The following is a 16,350-nucleotide window of genomic DNA, read 5'->3' as shown; positions in this document are numbered from 1 at the left end:
TTCCATGGAGAATTTGGCCCATAGCGCTTCCCTCGCAACATGGTGCTCGACCGTATCACCACACCGCGGGATCAAACACCTAGGTGCCGCTGCACCAACCGTTTTGAGACATTGTCGTTCAAGCGAACCCATGCACTCATGACTGAACACAATGTTATCGCAATGAGCTGGAGCGTCGGCGCTGTACATAGTGTGCACAGCATCAATCCGATAGACGTGCCGCTTTCTTCTGTACACGACCTTCCGTCTTAGCAATGCGCTTGGTCCTCGGGCAATTGCGCAAGGCATTCAATGCTGCTCGAGCCGATTAGCACGATCAAGCAGTGATTCGTGATTGCCGATCGCAGTGCAATGATTAACCCGTCACTTCAAGCGGCTGCGTCATACCTTTAATGACACTCGGTGGCACCGGCCTTCCAAAGATGAAGCCCTGGACCTCGCAGCAGCCCTCGCTTCTAACCCAGTTGAGCTGCGACTGCGTCTCGACACCTTCGGCTGTGATAGTTGCCCCAAGGTGCTTGCCCAAGCCCACTACCGCACGGACTATGGCGCCGGACGTCGATGCACAGGCATCCTGGATGAACGATCGGTCTATCTTGATCTTGTCGAACGGGAACTGACACAGGTAACTGAGCGAAGAGTAACCAGTACCGAAATCGTCAATGGCCAGCCGGACGCCGAGTCTACGCAGGCGATGCAAGCACGCGATAGCCGTCTCGGCATCCTTCACAAGCACGCTCTCAGTAATCTCTAGCTCGAGACGCTCCGGTGGAAGTCCGGATTGAACCAAGGCGTCGAGGACGTGCTGGTGGAAGTCGACGTGTTGGATTTGAACCGCAGACACGTTGACGCCGACGCGAAGATCAGCAGACCATGATGCCGCCTCCCGACAAGCATCGCGCAACGCCCAGGCACCGAGCTCGACGATCAACCCAGTCTCCTCGGCCAGGGGAATGAAAGCAGCAGGTGAGATCATCCCCTTCTCCGGATGCGGCCAGCGCAGCAAGGCCTCAAAACCACGGAGCGTATCACTCGCAAGATCAATGATTGGCTGATAATAAAGCTCGAAACTTTCTTTACGGACCGCATCCTTCAAATCAATTTCAAGTAGGTTACGGGACGCAACCGCCATATCCATTCCAGCCTCGTAGAAGCGGCACGTGTGGCGCCCCCCTTCCTTGGCCCGGTACAGCGCGATGTCAGCGTTCTTGAACAGAAGGTCGGCACGGTCTCCGTCGTCCAGTCCGATCGCGACACCGATGCTGACACCTACATTCGTCAGGTGCCCATCGATGTCTACCGGCTGACCTACTACCTCAATGACACGCTTCGCTGCCGCTCCTACGCCGTGCGGATGGCTTCGACCCAGCAGGATAATCGCGAACTCATCGCCTCCGAGACGAGCAACCATATCTCCCGGACGCAGAGAACGCCGCATGCGGTCGGCTAGGGTACACAAGAGGGCGTCGCCGGCCGGATGTCCGAAGGTATCGTTGACCGTTTTGAAGCGATCGAGGTCGCAGCATAGGACAGCGACCGAGGTCCCTTGCCGCTTCGCATGGACCAGCTCCTGGGTCAGTCGTTCCTGGAACTGCCTGCGGTTGGGCAAGCCCGTCAGGGCATCGTGCCGGGCCATGTGCTCGATCTGTGCCTCGGCGCGCTTCCGTTCTGTCGCGTCCACGACTGTACCCTCGAAACAGGACGGGCATCCCTTGGCATCACGCACCAACCACGCCGTTTCTGACACCCAGATCGGTCCGCCAGTCGCATGACCAGTCACCTCTGAGACAAAATCATCAACCCTGCCATGCCTCAATAGGAGGCGCATGAACTCGTCCTTCCGATTGCGGTCGACGTACCAGTCATGAGTGAAGCCGTTGCCGGTCGCTGTCGCGCTCCTCGAGTCGCCGTATCCGTGGAGTCTTGCTAGAGCTTGGTTCGCCCTGATAAGCGTACCATCGAGGTTCGCCCGGTAGATGCCGATGACGGCGTTCTGGAATAGCGTCTGGTACTCGGCCTCAGCGAGGCGAAGCGCCGACTCACGCTGCTTCCGCTCCGTGATGTCAGTGAAGGTCCGGACCAACCCGCCTGTTGGCAAAGGCACTGATCGCACCTCGATTGAGGTTCCGTTCGGGCGGTCACGCTCATAGGTGACGGCCATGGTTCCTGGGTCACTACTCTCTAGCCAGTGCCGCAGTTCGCCATCGACCCTGTGAAACTCGCCGCGGTCAACCTGATGCTGCTGCAAGAGATCGAACCGAGCTCCCTCATGGAGCAGAGCCTCAGAAAGGCCGAGCAGATCCCTAGCCTTCTGGTTATGGACCAGAACACGGTTGTCGGCGCCAACCATCAGGATGCCCTGATCCATATTCTCCAGCGTTACACGAAGAAGGGTACTAACCCCTCGCAACTGCTGCTCAGAACGCACCAAATCGGTGATATCGACACACACACCGAGGAGAGCGACGACCGCACCCGTCTCGTCGTGCTGGGGTAAGCCGCGGGAGATAACCGTCCGGACCTCGCCGTCCGACCTGACAAGGCGACGCTGCCGGTCAAAAGACATAAGGGCCGTCCCATTGACGTCGGCGTTCCGGATATCGAAGGCCGCAAACATGTCCCGGTGTTCGTCGGGGTGTAGGAATTGAATCAAATCATTAAGAGATAGTTCGCCCTCGAGCATATCATGGCCGACTAGCCGTCGCATGCTAGGGGACCACGTGGCCTTTCCGGTTTTTAGATTGTACTGCCAATACCCAATGCCCCCCACCTGCTCAACGAGAAGCTGGTAATCGGCCGCTTCCCGAAGCTTCGCTTGTGCGGATTGCAGCGCCTCAAGATCTCGACCTATCTGGTTCCGAGCCTCGTGCAGGCGCAGATGGGCCACCACGATGTTAGCAAGATCTTGGAACTGCCTGACCTGCTCGGGAGAAAAAGAACGCCGTCGGACGTCCATCAGACACAGCGTCCCAAGGCGTATTCCCTGATGCAGAATTAGCGGCGCTCCGGCATAGAACCGGACGCCCAGCGAACCTGTTACAAGGGGGTTTTCTGCGAACCGAGGATCCAACAACGCATCCTCAATGATGAGGATCTCATCCGAAAGAATTGCGTAGTTGCAGAAGGCTATGCTCCGCGGAGTCTCCTTAACACTGATCCCGCAACGAGCCTTGAACCACTGTCGGTTCTCGTCCACCAAAGAGACAAAGGCGATCGGTGCCGAAAACAAGGCTTGTGCCGTGCGGCACACAGCATCGAAATGTGTCTCGTCAGCCGTGTCAAGAACCTTCAGATCTCGCAAGACTGCGAGACGTTCGGACTCATTCTCCAATAATGGATACATCAAGCGCCTTACTGGACAGCAGGACCGCTCACGCGGGGTTCTCGCCGAGAAATGGCACTCCAAGGATCAAGCCGCACAAGTAAACGACGGGTAATTTTTTGTACCCACATCTCAACTATCAGGCGATTTTTTCTAATATGATGACCCGCGCCATTTTGAGGAAGCGAAGATGGTTTGGCGCAAACCGCGGCGCAGGCTATACACGGAGCTGTATCCACCTCATCTTCATGTTCTGTTAACTGCCTACTGCCCAAATCAGCGCTTATTGGGAGGCTAGCAGAAAGCCCGCAGCCGCCTCTCGATCAGTACCGCGCGGAGCAGGATCCAGCAGCTCAAAGGTGCTTGGGTTGATCTAGACGCCTCGCTCCTGGAACATCTCCCCATATTATCGTAGCCCGATGGCTACCGTAGGTACCAGAAACCAAGCGTACATCCCGAGTGACGACTTGCAGTGTCGATCCTTGAAGTCAATCTCGGGACACTGCTTCAACTTGGCGCTGATAGGGGACAGGATTAGGGGCGTCTTTGAAACGAAAGGCCAAGCCCTGTCGTACAATCACCGCGAGTCAGAAAACTCGATGCTTGAATCAGCTTCTGACTCAAAGCCAAGGAACTTTCCGGTTCGCGTTTCAGTTGATATATTCGCCTACAGAAGGGCGTTTGTGAGCGACATAGGTACCTAAGAACCCCTTCCATACTAGCGATACGAGGGAACCAGATGCCTGCAAAAGCATGGGACAGTATCGAATCTAATAGCGAAGATGCGTTCGGCTTTATTGCGATCGATGAACACAGCTATAAGGGATGCGTCATACAAGATGCTACTGATCTTGGAGCGAGATTAATTCTGATAAACGCAGATCTAATTCCAAATCAATTCGTTCTTTGTTCCTTTTCATTCGACAAGGTAGTACCGTGTGCATCAATTTCACGGACGGATGAGTCTATCGATGCCTGGTACGACTGTAACTCTTGCGAAGTGACATTCACACGTGCTAGCAACCGAGTTTAATCCGTTTCTCATTGCATTAGTAAGTGCGGTACTTCGTCGTACTCACAAATTCGTGAATAAGAGAATTCTAACAAGGCGTAGATTTTTTCTGACATGTCTCCACCATCTCTAGCAACAATTAGTTGCGGGAGGATCGGATGCAGTCGATCGCTGAAGCGGCCCCTGCTTTGAGGGCGGCGGGGCTGGTTGGTGTCTGGAATACCGATGTCGTAGCAGGACGATCAATCCTCGATGAGGGTGCGGCCGCACTACTGGCAGGTAACGTTGGACTGGTGGGACAACCACTTCCAATGGAAGTTGCACTTGGAGCGACGCATCCCGACGATCGAACATGGCTTTTTGAGCGTATCCGTCGAGTACGACAAACCGGAGGACCCTTCTCAGCCGAGTTTCGAGTCGTAACATCGACGGGGGATGTACGCTGGATTCTCAACCGAGGCACCCTCACCTTCGACAATTCCGGAGCTATGAGAGGCTTGGGAGCCTATATCGACACAACCGACACCCACAGTACTCCTTTCATACCCGCAGCGTTTCAAAACAGATTTGGCGAAGATCCCCTTGCGCATGCGGCAGATCGATGCCTGGAAACACATATGGCCCTCGTCTCGGGCGGGTATACGGATTTACGCCGCATCACCGAAATGCTGCTCTTAAGCATTGGTCGAGCGCTCGCTCGGCGTTGATACTGAAGCTACGCGATCAAAACTTTCTCTCCATACCTATTGCAACTTAAATATGAAATAATCCTTTATAGCTGTATTAACGAAGGTGAGCGACTACACCGGAGTTAAGGTCCGCGATCTCTGAAGGTTGCGGTTAGGCGCTCGTATTTTTTCGCAATCCGTAGCTGTTAACGGGTGGTTCCGAGAGCTTTTCTTAGTCTAGCGTTCCGGTTCTCTTAAGTCGCTCTAGCTATCCCGGCCGACTTCGTTGATAGAAGTCGTAAGCCGAATGCCGCATAACAACAGCTAACATATTCACTTATACATGGAAGCAATATTATTGCTTTCTAATTAGCTGTGATCTATCAACAGCCGTCGCGACAAACGCTTCTTCATTTAATACCCTGGGGGGTACCTACTTTCGTTCAGATGTACCTTACGAAATTTGTAAATTTCTCCGTATCAGGACGAATGACGAAGGCAGGAAAGATTGCCCTCAATATCATCATCATAACCGCTGCGGTGTCGTCGGTTGCTGCTGCTATTAGGCTTGGCATTGAAACGCTCTCTCCCTGGCGGGTGTATGCCTGCGATTTCCGGCTCATCAGCGCAGCAACGTGCAATCTACCTATGTCAGCTCACACCATTCGCGCTCCGGTTCTATCCGCCGAGGCCGAACATACTCAGCGCGTAGCTCGTCGTAACCGCATCACAGCTTGCGAGCATGAGCGGACGATACAGAGGAGAAGCAGCGCACCGGAGCCAAGATGGAAATGCTGGCAGGAACGTCATCGGTAATTAGATACCTTCTCTTTCATAACGAGTTTGATCTTCAATCATGATTCAACGCTCTGACAATTGTTGCAGCGAAAATTACATGTTCAAGACTGAGTAACTGTCGGCGCTATCGCGTTTGCGCCAAACTCAGGTCGGCCATTCGATAAACCGAACGTCTCTACCATGTAGGCAAAGCGATCGTTTTCCCGTCATGCTCGTGGAGTTCAGTTCGAGCCTCATCAAACCGCTCGGTTTCTGTCGGGAAAATATGACCGGATTTCTATTGCAGATTAAACGCACCTGAATCACTATCCCGACATGCTCGTCGGATATGCCCGCGTTTCCACCCTTGACCAGAACCTCGACCTGCAGCGCGACGCGCTGACCAAGGCTGGGTGCGAACGCTTGTTCGAGGAGAAGAAGTCCGGCAAGGCCGGGACCAAGCGCCCGGAGTTCGAAGCGGCCCTCGCCTACCTCCGTCCCACTGATGTGCTCGTTGTGTGGAAGCTCGATCGCCTCGGTCGCTCCCTCGTCGAGATGATGCGCACCATCGACTCCCTCCGGGTCAAGGAGGTCCACTTCCGCTCCCTGACCGAGCAGTTCGACAGCGAAACGGCCCATGGACGCTTTGCCCTGCAGATGCACGGCGCCATGGCCGAGTACTTCCTCGATCTGAACCGCGAGCGCACCATGGAGGGGCTGAAGGCCGCCTTGGCGCGGGGACGTAAAGGAGGACGGCCCAAGAAGCTGACGCCAGCCGATATCGAGGTGGGCCGCGCCCTGCTCCACTCGGGCACCATCTCAATCGCGGCCATCGCCAAGCGCCTCGGCGTCAGCCGAGACACCTTCTACAGCTACTTCCCCCAGGCACGCACCCGTAGCCAGGCAGACGTCACCGCTGCGGCGACCCGGCAGGCATTGTCCTGATGCCGATCCGGCGCGAGCACCGCTTCTTCTATCCGATCGACTGGCCTCAGCTCTCGGCCGTGATCCGCTTCGAGCGAGCGAAAGGGCGGTGTGAGATCTGCGCCCGTCCTCATGGACAGCGAGTCTTTCACCTCGGGGACGGTCGCTGGTGGGATCGGGAGGAGGGCTCGTGGCGTGATGGGACCGGGCGCTTCATCTGCCTTGCGGTCGGAGCCGATGATGTCCTCGGGCGGGTGCGGACCACGCGCGTGGTTCTGGCCACCGGACACCGCGATCACGACACCGCTAACAACGCCGGAAAGAACCTCGCGGCTTTCTGCCAGCGCTGCCACATGAACCATGATCGGCCCGAACATCAGCGGCGGCGCTGGCGCACTCTGTTCCGGCGAAAGGCGCTCGGCGACCTGTTTCGCGGACCGTATCCCGGTCCGCCACCCGCGCGCTGATCGGGTTTATGCTCGACGGACCATCCTACGCGTCCGGCTGCATCTCGTCCCGATCGTCCCGAAGCAGGCGCCACGCCTCGGTCCCGAGTCCCTCGGCGATGCGGGCGATGTTGTCGATCGACACGTTCCGCTCCGATCGCTCGATCCCACCGATATAGGTGCGATGGATCCCGCACGCGTCGGCGAGGGCTTCCTGGCTGAGAGAGAGATCGGCCCGGAGGCAGCGCATGTTCTTGGCCAGAACATCGCGCAGCGGACCCTTATGCGTGCGCTTCACGACGCGAAGGGGTCATGATGCAGACTTTATGACTACAGCTTTTAAGTAGCATTAAGCCGCTGAGCCTATGGTCCTCCTATCGAAGGGAGCCATGCCATGACCACCACCACCTGTTCCGGGACCGTGATCGCCCTGGGCCAATCGCAATTCGACCTTCAGGGGCAACGCTACGCCTACATCGAGATCCAAAGGCGGGACGGACGCATCCTGCGGGCCGACGATGTCGTCGTACTGAACGAGGTCGGCAGCCTCCTGCAGCAAGGTGTCGAGGGCCGGTTTCATTTCGATGCCGCGCGCCTCAAGACGGCGACGGTCCGGCAGCTGTTCGGCATCCGGCGTAGCGACGGACGCTGGGCCTACGATGCGGCTCAGGTCCGTGTAACGGCCGCCGTCCAGAACATCGTCTAGGGCGTGCTCACCGCCTTCGTCTTCGTCGGCATCCCGTTCCTGCTGCTCGGCCTGCTGCAACTGGTCTACTCGATCGGCACGGCACGCCTGCGCCACGACGAGTTCTTCGAGGCCGAGGGATCCGGCGGTGTCGGAGCGGCGCGCCAGGACGGAGTCATCCGGATATGACGTTCCGCCCGAGCTTCCATCGCAAGGGATCGGGCCGGGCGTCCGACGCTTGGAGCGGGTGCACGCTCGGTGCCCTCGGCCTCGCGTCGATTTTCGCGAGCCATCCCGCGCTGGCGAACGGGGCGGATTTCACGCGGATGCGGAGCTTCGAGGCGCAGTACGCCTATCTCGACGTTCCGGTCGGCGCGCCCGCGCAGGACTGGTTCGCGATCCATGCCAAACGCAGCGGTGATGGCTGGATCGTCGAAGCGGTCGGATCGAACCCCAAGATCGCTGCCTCCGTACGCACGTGCCGGAAAACGTTCCGCGGACGCACCGTCAGTCCAGGCCGGCTGCGTGCAGCTGATCCGTCCGGGGAGTTCGGATCCTTCGAGCTGCGTCGCGAGGGAGCGTATGTGCGGCTGGTATCGCTCACGACGGGTGACTGCGCCCGTCAGGGTCTCTACCTCGTCCCACTGGTTCAGGATTGAACCGCCCGGACGAGGGCTCAGTCATGCGCGCGTATCGTGCGCTGATAAGGCCCTGCGATGCCGTCCGTGGCACCCAGCCGCAACATACCCAGAGATCGTCGCTTGCATATGCTGTTCGCGCGAGCGGTCCGGCCCTGCCACGCCGATGGGAGTGTGTTGCAGGGCCAGACCCGGCGGCTGGCCTGTTCGATCCGGAGCGAAGCTGGGACGCTGCCTTCGCACCGGGGATCGAGGTACCGGGCTACGGCGACGCCGAACGAGGTGAACTGGCCGATGGACCCGGTCTCAGATCGTCGGTCGTTGGGACGATGAGGGCGTCCGTTCAGCACCCCGCGCCCGATACGTTCTGCGAACCGTCGCGGTCTGGGCAGGATCGACCATGACCCTGATGGGCGCCCAGCCCTTGGCGGAGCGCTTCCGCGCATAGTGGGCGGTCGCGGTTCGCGTCGAGACATGTCCCAGCAGCGCCGCGACACCACTCTCGTCCATCACACACTTGGCACGTGCTGCGGCGATGTGGCGGGTACTGTAGGGGCAAATCCTCGCCCGTCGTAGCGAGGGCACGCTCTTGGCCGCCTCTGCGGATGCCCACGAGAACAGGTAGCGGATCCTCGCCGCGACCTGGGCCCAGGAGCTCTCCTTTAAAGCCGTTTCGATCATCGCGACCAGTTCGACGATCATCTTGGCGAGGGCGGGTTCGAGGCCCTTGAGGCCGAGGGACCGAACCTCACCGTTGCCGCGTCCGTTGGTGGCTTTGGCGTTCGTCACTACTAGAGTGGCGCCTTCCAGGCGCGCGGTCGCCCATTCGCTCGGACGCAAGCCGAGTTCGACGCCGAGCCATAACATACGGTGGGCCAGACGAGCGTACGGATGCGGGGACCGGCGCAGCGCCGCACTGATCGCCTGCAGCTCGCCTGGAGCCGCCGACCTCCGTTTCTTCGCACTCGTTCTCCGGATCGTGGGCGCGCACGGTTCGGGGTAGGCCGGTGCCGCGTTCAGCTGTTCCAGAGCCGCCGAGGCATCCGCGTACGCTTCCGGTTTGCGGCAGAGGTTCTCCAGGCCATACCGGATGGAGACCCGATATTGTCGGATCGTCGACGGCCGCCACCTGCCCGTCGACCCCAAGAGCCATGCGACGAGTTCGCCTAGAGAGGGATGTTCGCAGTCCAGCCCGAGTTCCCGTGCCGCCATCCTCGAGAGCATATTGACGCGCCGGATATAGGCTCGCCCCGTCTCCACCGTCCGAGTTTGATTTCGACCATCCATTCCGTCGTCCCCCACGTTACTGCGAGCCCCAGTCACGGCAGCCGGCAACAGCGCCGGCCGTCCGCGACTGCGGGTCGAAGAACGCTGACAGAGCGCGACGAAAAACGCTCATCGCCACCTCAGGTTGGGGTCGAGCACCGCAAGGGCGACCGGAATATTGGCCTCGCGGCGATGCCGAGCGCAGAACACATCGCCCTCGTCGGCGCAGACGAAGGCCAGGTTCCGCGACCCGCAACCATCGTGTTCGCAACGCGCATCCCAAGGCAGGCGCTCGGCGTGAAGCGACGCCCGCTCGTTCTGAACGGCGGTGGTCTGCATCCAGAGAGGCAAGGCGGGATCGTGGCGACGCCTGCGCTCACCCTTCGGCTCACGCCGCGCGGGCGTCTGTTGAACGGGCCCGACATCGCACCCAGTTTGGGTGCTGTTCGACAGCAGCGGATCGGGAAGGTCGCCCCCGCGCGTCGTGTCGGGAGCATGCTCGTTCGTCTCGTGTACCCTGAGGGCCGGATCGGCATCGCACCCAGACTGGGTGCGGTCGGGGATCACGCAGGTGAGGTCCAGAGCCGCACTACCCGTCGAGGCAAGCATAAGCGCTCCGTCTGCCGACGGCTCGGGCATCGACCGTACGATCTCGTCGGATCCGGATCTGCGACCCCGTCGACGGAGTGGGTCCTTGACCGGTAACGGCGTTGCGACAGCCGTCGGGGCCGGAGCATCACCCCAACACACCGCCGGACTGACGGAAATCGTGGCCTCTTGGACGACTGCAGGATGGATCGTCCGGATCCGAGCGCCATCCGTCGAGTTCCACGACCACCGGATGAAGCCGTGAACACGCAGGAGTATGAGGGCGTTCTTGACGCTGTTTCGGGCCAAACCGATCTGACTAGCGATGTCCGCATCGGAGGCGGTGCATCCATCCGTCGTGAAAGCGGCATCCGAGGAAAGCAGCCAAGCAACGTTCTCTGCCGATCGCTTCACGCTGGGATGGCATATGATAGCCCGGACCCACGGATCCGGCCTGAAGGCGGTCCACATCGGCTTCTCTGCTGCGGTCGACATCGCCATCCGATCCTTCTCGATCTCCCGCTAGGGTCACGTCGAGGGTAGGAACAGTCGTCGCAAAAGGCACCCAGTCTGGGTGCGGCGGGATGAGATAGGCCGAGGGTGAACGGCGAGAGGCTAGCGGATCAGCCTTTCGGCCTCCTCAGGCGCCGGGTACGCGCACCCCGTCTCAGCGTCCGTAGACGTTGTTATGTCAAGCCGCGGCGCAACCTTAACGGTTTGTTGCCGATGCCCGTTCAGGATGCCTCAATCTTTGGAGGATCCTGGCCCATGCGCGTGCTGCTGATCGAGGACGATGCCTCCGTCGCCGCGAGCATCGAGCTGATGCTCAAGTCCGAGAGCTTCAACACCTACACCACCGACCTGGGTGAGGAGGGGATCGATCTCGGCAAGCTGTATGATTACGACATCATCCTGCTCGATCTGACCCTCCCCGACATCTCGGGCTACGAGGTGCTGAGATCCTTGCGCGCCTCGAAAATCAAGACACCCATCCTGATCCTCTCAGGCATGGCTGGGATAGAGGATAAGGTGAAGGGCCTTGGCTTCGGCGCCGACGACTACCTCACCAAACCCTTCCACAAGGACGAGCTCGTCGCCCGCATCCACGCGATCGTGCGCCGCTCGAAGGGCCATGCCCAGTCGCTGATCACCACCGACGACCTCGTCGTGAACCTCGATGAGAAGACCACCAGCGTTGCTGGGAACCGCATCAATCTTACGGGCAAGGAGTACGGGTTGCTGGAGCTCCTTGCCCTGCGCAAAGGCACGACGCTGACGAAGGAGATGATCCTCAACCATCTCTACGGCGGCATGGACGAGCCGGAGCTGAAGATCATCGACGTGTTCATCTGCAAGCTGCGGCGCAAGCTCGCCAACGCGTCCGGCGGCAAGAACTACATCGAGACCGTCTGGGGTCGCGGCTACGCCCTCAGAGAAGGCGCGCCCGAGATGCGCGCCTTGGCCAGTTGAGACGAGCCAGGGGCAGTCATCCCACGCCTGTCACGAAGCGCCCGAAACGCGCCCGTGGCTCCCGCTCCCAGACCCACTATCCCAACCCAACGAAAGCAAAGAGGTCGAGCTGCCGCGAAGTCGGCGGAGGCGATCGTCGGGCAGTCCGTCGCGGTGTCGAGGTGCCGAAAGCGGGTAACGCCATAGGTCCTCGACCGTGCAGTACGGCACCGATGAGCTGGCAGCCATCCCCCCGGTGGTAGAGGTAGGCCCGATAAGGACCCGAGCCGAAGATCTCCTGCACCAACGGCTCATCTCCCGGCAGGGTGTCCAGCGTCAGGAGAAGACAGGTGAGGCCGAGCACCTGCGTTCGCGAGGAGCGGAACTCGAAGCTCCGCCCGGCCCAAGTGGTGCGTTGCGCTCCGGCACTGGTCTGTCGAAAAGGGTTGATGCTCGCCTCGGTCGCCGGATCGAGGAGGAAGCGGGCGATTGCCTCACGATCGGCGATATGGGTGCAGGCCTGCAGCGAGGCGGCCAGCTGACGTCGCGTGATGGGCACAAGTCTTCCTTCTACTGCTGCTCTCGACCGTGCGCGGAGGGCGACGTTCGCATGCCCCCGCCCCTCTCGGAAGCAGGATCGTGCGAACCTGTCTCGTCCACCAAACAGTGCGAGGCCGTCGCGCGGTCCAGGCGTTTGGACGGAAGTCTATGGGAACGCAGCGGGTCCTCCGTTCCGTTGAGATCCGATACAGCCGTCGGTCCCATTGTCTCAAAACTCATGGCTCCTCCCTGCAATGGCCACCTCCGGGGACGGTCATCGTGGGAAGGAGTACCGATCAGTGCTGCGGGCTCGCGGTTTCACGCACCGCCAGGATGGTCTCGACGAGCCGGACGAGGCGCCGGATCGAACCGCCGGGCCAAACCTGGCGGATCGCAGCGGTTTCCTCGCCGTCGAGGGGAGGCAGGAAGAGGGCGTTCAATCCACGGCTCGCCGCGATCCCAGGCAGAACGGGCGGCAGCAGAGCCTCGAGATGGTTCACGGCCGGGGCCTGCATCTCGATGACACGCAGCCGGTCGAGGAGCGGTCCCGGTAGCGGGTCGACGGCATTGGCCGTACACAACCAGGAGACGTGGCTCAGGTCGACCGCGCACTGGAACGCCGGATCCGGGTAGGCCGACGCCGTCTCGCGCTCCAGCATCGGCAACAGGCCGTCCCACAAGCGGCCATGGGTTGTTCCCGTCGAGGCTTTTTCTATTTCGTCGAGCAAGATCAGCGGATTAGCTATGCCGTGACGCGCGATCGCGAGGACGGGGTGGGCCGGTTCGGTGTTCGCCCACCTCCGATCCAGACCGCCGATGGCCGCTCCGCTATCGTGCGTTGCGTCCACCCGCCTAAGACCGATGCCGAGATAGTGGGCCAAGCGCGCGATCATCCGGCTCTTACCAGCGCCGGGTGGACCGACCAGGATGGTCGGCCGGAACCCAACGTAAGGCCGCCCGACCAGATCGGCCAGAAGACGGTCGATGGTGTTCAGCGCGTAGGGAAATTCGAACGCGAGGCTGCTGCGTAACGCCCGGAGGTCCGGCACGGGGGCGAGCGGAACAGGCCGCCCAATGATGCTCTCGAAGCCGCGCGCGACATTTCGTGTGCGGTCGGCCCCAGTCTCGCGAACCTCACCGACCACGACGATCTGCCCAGGGGGTGGAGAAGCAAGCTCGATCGGTGCAGGGCGCGTCTCGCCCGGGATTGCTGACAACCGAGAAGCCTCGCGCTCGGGCGTTCGAACCTTTGCAAGCGCCGCCTCGGCCACGCGCCGGCGCCGACGCTCGTATTCACCGGCCTGGTCGACGACCGGCTGTGTCAGCCTCTCCCCGAAGGGGAGAAGCGCGCGCACCAGAAGCGTGCAGAGCAGCATCTCGCTGCTCGCGCCGCGACTGAGAACGGCGGCGGCCACGACGACGTTCGAGGCGGCCGCGTTCAGGCTCGCGTAGGCAGATTCGAGCGCCGCGGTCCAACCATCAAGGAGCGCCGCTCCCGCAGCCTGCTCGTGGATGTCGAAGTCCTCATCATGATCGGCTCGGCGCCCGAGGCCGAGGGCGGTCTGGGCCTCGGCCAGGGCGGGCAGGTGGAGGACGAGCCCCGGCAGTGCCTCTGCTTCGAGCCAGATCGGCAGCGCGATGCGGGCGGCGGCGGCCGCATCGTCGCCACCGCAGGACATCAGCGTCACGCAATCGGCGAGCGCCCGTGCGGCCGGTACGTCCCGTTCAGCGGCGTGGCGGTCGAGAACTCGCGTCAGAGCTCCCCGGGCGGTAACGACGTCCGGATCGCACCAGGGATCGGCCCCCGCAGCGGCTACCTTCGTGTTCCAGGCCGCGGCCAGATCGATCGCCTCGGGCACGAGGGCGATGATCTCGGAAACGACCCCCTCGCGGGCGGCCGGGATCCGCAAGGCCGTGTCCAGGCAGAGGCGCAAGCGCCGCGGGAAGGCGGCCAGGATGATAATCAGGGCCGCCTTGGCGTCGATGCGCGGCAGGGGCGCGGTCGAGGAAAAAGCCATCGATCGATCCTCCTCAGCGGCCGGGTGCGATGATGGACGAGGAGCCCTGATGGCCCCAGCCACGCCAGCGACGGGCGAGGCGCAAGGCGTCGAGATCGGCCCGGCGCCGGGCGCGGCGGCCGAGGGCATGCGCCAGGAGGTCACGGCATGCGGGATCGCCGAGGGCGGCGCAGAGCAACACGGCCGAGAGGGCCCTGTCGAGGCTGCCGGGTCGGGCAACGCCCTCCGCCAGAATGGTGAGAGCAACACCGATCGCGGCGGCCGGATCGGCCCGGTTCGCCGCGTCCCAGCCGGGAAGCGGTAGGGGCGGCGCCGCGACGAGGACGGCGCGCAGCTGCTGCTGTGCCGGCAGGTCAAAGGACTCGGGCGGCAGGGTCCTCCACCAGCTCAGGGGGGCGCTGGGAAAGGCGAGAGCGGGCGAAGACTCCGGCACAGAGCTGTTCGGATCGATCGGGGCGGTCATCGAGGCAAGCCTGGAGAAGGCACGGGCGCCAATGCGCAACGGTGCCGAGGGAAAAGGGAAAGGGGTGGAAGTCGGCCGGGTCGCGGACACGACCCGTCTGGATCAGCGCGCCAAGGGACGGGGCGGCAGCGGCATCACGGTTCCGGCGACCTCGAGGGTGCCCAAAGCGCGCGCGAGAAGGTCGGGGACGTCCGCGCGCAGGCGGGTCGTGATCCGGGCGGTGACCGCCTCGATGGCAGCCATGACGGGCTCCTCGAAGAGCCGGTCGATACCCGCGCCACTGACGGACAGATCAGGGCTATAACCACCGCGTCCGTAGACATCGATCAGGACAGCCCGAACACGAGCGACATGAAAACCCAGTATATCGAGGAACGCGAGGCCCTGGACTTGGGCACAGCGCAGGATCCACTCGATTTGATGGACTTTCCGCGCCTCGGATTTGCCACCTCCCCGCTTCATTTCGATGATGAAAGCGTGATGGGTCCGGCGATCGATCACGACGAGATCGAGCTTAACGGTCTGAGCAATATCACCGGAGAGTTCGATCGCCGTTTCACCCAACTGGGAGATCGAACTATTCCGGACTAGTTCCTGAGTCGGCACGGTGATCGGCATTGGAACGTCCCGCATCACCAGGTAGTGGCCACGGTTCTCAAGGACATCGGTGAATGCCGCCTCGAGGAGCGTGCCGTGACGCTTCACAACCGAGGACAGCACCGATGCAACCTGCGACAGGCCGGGACCGAGCAGAGGGTCGGGCGTGAAGACGTTCCGCAGCGCCTGGTCGACGACCAGGTCAGCGGCTGCCAGCAAGGCAGGAGAACACGCGAACGAATTCGGGGTATGCCCGTATCCGCAGCTCTGCGCGGCCCCGCTGCCGAGCGGAACGGCGATGCGTCCGGACGCGGTCGACCGGGATGCGGCGTCGCTGCCTACAGGCAGCCGGGTCCGGCCGCTGCCCTGAGCAGCCGGGTGGGGAATGATGGTCATGGGGTTCAAGTCCGTCCAGTAGGACACCCAGCCCCCGCACAGGCCGGCCGACGAACGGCACGGACAGCAGGCAGCCATGCGTCGGAGCCCTGGGCTGCCGACGTCTCAGGATGTCGTGATTGCAGGAGAGCGAAGGCCGCCGGCACTCCAAGCAGGAATGCGGAGGGTCGAGCCTTCAGGCGATCATGCGGATCGGCGGGACGGGCGAGAGGATCGGAGCGGTCGATGAGGCGCGGGACGGTTTCGTCGGGAGCGCAATGCCGATAGGGGTAGGCGTAGCCATGGTCAGTATCCTCGTACGATACGGGTCGTGGTCAGGCCGGCTGCTGGTGCTGGTAACACCGGCGCCGGCCGCATCTGGTAAATGCGGCGTGGCGCATGCGCTGGGTCTGCCATCTACGAACTTGGCCCGGGCGCGGGTGTTTGGGAAGCGCCTGAGAGCGGCAATTCCCCATTCGACAAGGCCTTCTGCCTAGCTGTACGGTCCCGGGATGAGGTGTGACGGATCGAGCCTGAAGCGATCGGGCTCTTTCGTCCAGGCGTTCAGGATGAACTCGGTGG

At 61.5% G+C, this 16,350-nt stretch carries 15 protein-coding genes; 8 read left to right on the top strand and 7 right to left on the bottom strand.

Features of this window, described 5'->3' with window-relative positions; translation table 11 throughout:
- Nucleotides 1-355 precede the first annotated feature (355 nt).
- Nucleotides 356-3,301, bottom strand: a complete 2,946-nt coding sequence (locus tag ACLBWX_RS22050) for a bifunctional diguanylate cyclase/phosphodiesterase (RefSeq protein WP_447679095.1) — start codon at nt 3,299-3,301, stop codon at nt 356-358.
- Nucleotides 3,302-4,492: 1,191 nt separating this feature from the next.
- On the opposite strand from ACLBWX_RS22050, the gene ACLBWX_RS22045 reads away from it, so the two are divergent.
- From ACLBWX_RS22045 to ACLBWX_RS22035, 3 genes are all read left to right on the top strand, one after another.
- Entirely contained in the window at nt 4,493-5,041 is a 549-nt protein-coding gene (locus ACLBWX_RS22045) for a PAS domain-containing protein (RefSeq protein WP_447679094.1), read from the top strand.
- 1,074 nt (nt 5,042-6,115) lie between these two features.
- Entirely contained in the window at nt 6,116-6,724 is a 609-nt protein-coding gene (locus ACLBWX_RS22040) for a recombinase family protein (RefSeq protein WP_447679093.1), read from the top strand.
- On the top strand, nt 6,724-7,170 hold the full coding sequence (locus ACLBWX_RS22035) for a hypothetical protein (RefSeq protein WP_447679092.1): 447 nt from the start codon (nt 6,724-6,726) through the stop codon (nt 7,168-7,170). Before ACLBWX_RS22040 ends, ACLBWX_RS22035 begins: the two co-directional genes overlap by 1 nt.
- Before the next feature lie 25 nt (nt 7,171-7,195).
- On the opposite strand, the gene ACLBWX_RS22030 is transcribed toward ACLBWX_RS22035, so the two are convergent.
- Complete coding sequence (locus ACLBWX_RS22030) at nt 7,196-7,447, bottom strand: helix-turn-helix domain-containing protein (RefSeq protein WP_447679091.1); 252 nt, start codon at nt 7,445-7,447, stop codon at nt 7,196-7,198.
- Between the two features lie 96 nt (nt 7,448-7,543).
- On the opposite strand from ACLBWX_RS22030, the gene ACLBWX_RS22025 reads away from it, so the two are divergent.
- The 3 genes from ACLBWX_RS22025 to ACLBWX_RS22015 are packed head-to-tail and all read left to right on the top strand — an operon-like array spanning nt 7,544 to nt 8,493.
- Nucleotides 7,544-7,855, top strand: a complete 312-nt coding sequence (locus tag ACLBWX_RS22025) for a hypothetical protein (RefSeq protein ID WP_447679090.1) — start codon at nt 7,544-7,546, stop codon at nt 7,853-7,855.
- 3 nt (nt 7,856-7,858) lie between these two features.
- On the top strand, nt 7,859-8,023 hold the full coding sequence (locus tag ACLBWX_RS22020) for a hypothetical protein (RefSeq protein WP_447679089.1): 165 nt from the start codon (nt 7,859-7,861) through the stop codon (nt 8,021-8,023).
- The gene (locus ACLBWX_RS22015; protein ID WP_447679088.1) at nt 8,020-8,493 is read left to right on the top strand and encodes a hypothetical protein; all 474 of its coding nucleotides are present in this window, start codon (nt 8,020-8,022) and stop codon (nt 8,491-8,493) included. The genes ACLBWX_RS22020 and ACLBWX_RS22015 overlap by 4 nt, the downstream gene beginning before the upstream one ends.
- A 285-nt stretch (nt 8,494-8,778) precedes the next feature.
- Here the strand turns inward: ACLBWX_RS22015 and ACLBWX_RS22010 are convergent, their stop codons facing one another.
- Both ACLBWX_RS22010 and ACLBWX_RS22005 read right to left on the bottom strand, forming a co-directional pair.
- Nucleotides 8,779-9,759, bottom strand: a complete 981-nt coding sequence (locus tag ACLBWX_RS22010) for a hypothetical protein (protein ID WP_447679087.1) — start codon at nt 9,757-9,759, stop codon at nt 8,779-8,781.
- A 108-nt stretch (nt 9,760-9,867) separates the two neighbouring features.
- Nucleotides 9,868-10,347, bottom strand: a complete 480-nt coding sequence (locus tag ACLBWX_RS22005; protein WP_447679086.1) for a hypothetical protein — start codon at nt 10,345-10,347, stop codon at nt 9,868-9,870.
- Between the two features lie 304 nt (nt 10,348-10,651).
- Here ACLBWX_RS22005 and ACLBWX_RS22000 point away from each other — a divergent pair, with 304 nt between their 5' ends.
- Nucleotides 10,652-10,852, top strand: coding sequence for a hypothetical protein (locus tag ACLBWX_RS22000; RefSeq protein ID WP_447679085.1), 201 nt, complete (start codon nt 10,652-10,654; stop codon nt 10,850-10,852).
- Between the two features lie 242 nt (nt 10,853-11,094).
- Nucleotides 11,095-11,796 (top strand): response regulator transcription factor CtrA, encoded by a 702-nt coding sequence (gene ctrA / locus ACLBWX_RS21995; RefSeq protein WP_447679084.1) that lies wholly within the window; start codon nt 11,095-11,097, stop codon nt 11,794-11,796.
- An 815-nt stretch (nt 11,797-12,611) separates the two neighbouring features.
- Here ctrA and ACLBWX_RS21990 read toward each other — a convergent pair.
- From ACLBWX_RS21990 to ACLBWX_RS21980, 3 genes are all read right to left on the bottom strand, one after another.
- Nucleotides 12,612-14,333, bottom strand: a complete 1,722-nt coding sequence (locus tag ACLBWX_RS21990) for an AAA family ATPase (protein WP_447679083.1) — start codon at nt 14,331-14,333, stop codon at nt 12,612-12,614.
- A 13-nt stretch (nt 14,334-14,346) separates the two neighbouring features.
- Nucleotides 14,347-14,796 carry a hypothetical protein gene (locus ACLBWX_RS21985; protein ID WP_447679082.1) on the bottom strand — a complete coding sequence of 150 codons (450 nt, stop codon included), beginning with the start codon at nt 14,794-14,796 and terminating at the stop codon, nt 14,347-14,349.
- Nucleotides 14,797-14,898: 102 nt separating this feature from the next.
- Entirely contained in the window at nt 14,899-15,789 is an 891-nt protein-coding gene (locus ACLBWX_RS21980) for a hypothetical protein (RefSeq protein ID WP_447679081.1), read from the bottom strand.
- Nucleotides 15,790-16,350 lie beyond the last annotated feature (561 nt).

It is taken from the genome of Methylobacterium sp. M6A4_1b, assembly GCF_053345175.1.
The sequence above is the reverse complement of the archived record's forward strand: the minus strand, read 5'-3'. Positions and strand labels throughout refer to the sequence as shown.

Excerpts from the sequence above, each read along its gene's own strand:
- ACLBWX_RS22045 (WP_447679094.1), top strand. The coding sequence starts at position 4,493 with ATGCAGTCGATCGCTGAAGCGGCCCCTGCTTTGAGGGCGGCGGGGCTG.
- ACLBWX_RS22040 (WP_447679093.1), top strand. The coding sequence starts at position 6,116 with ATGCTCGTCGGATATGCCCGCGTTTCCACCCTTGACCAGAACCTCGAC.
- ACLBWX_RS22035 (WP_447679092.1), top strand. The coding sequence starts at position 6,724 with ATGCCGATCCGGCGCGAGCACCGCTTCTTCTATCCGATCGACTGGCCT.
- ACLBWX_RS22025 (WP_447679090.1), top strand. The coding sequence starts at position 7,544 with ATGACCACCACCACCTGTTCCGGGACCGTGATCGCCCTGGGCCAATCG.
- ACLBWX_RS22015 (WP_447679088.1), top strand. The coding sequence starts at position 8,020 with ATGACGTTCCGCCCGAGCTTCCATCGCAAGGGATCGGGCCGGGCGTCC.
- ACLBWX_RS22010 (WP_447679087.1), bottom strand. The coding sequence starts at position 9,759 with ATGGATGGTCGAAATCAAACTCGGACGGTGGAGACGGGGCGAGCCTAT.
- ACLBWX_RS22005 (WP_447679086.1), bottom strand. The coding sequence starts at position 10,347 with ATGCTTGCCTCGACGGGTAGTGCGGCTCTGGACCTCACCTGCGTGATC.
- ACLBWX_RS22000 (WP_447679085.1), top strand. The coding sequence starts at position 10,652 with ATGTCCGCATCGGAGGCGGTGCATCCATCCGTCGTGAAAGCGGCATCC.
- ctrA (WP_447679084.1), top strand. The coding sequence starts at position 11,095 with ATGCGCGTGCTGCTGATCGAGGACGATGCCTCCGTCGCCGCGAGCATC.
- ACLBWX_RS21990 (WP_447679083.1), bottom strand. The coding sequence starts at position 14,333 with ATGGCTTTTTCCTCGACCGCGCCCCTGCCGCGCATCGACGCCAAGGCG.
- ACLBWX_RS21985 (WP_447679082.1), bottom strand. The coding sequence starts at position 14,796 with ATGACCGCCCCGATCGATCCGAACAGCTCTGTGCCGGAGTCTTCGCCC.
- ACLBWX_RS21980 (WP_447679081.1), bottom strand. The coding sequence starts at position 15,789 with ATGACCATCATTCCCCACCCGGCTGCTCAGGGCAGCGGCCGGACCCGG.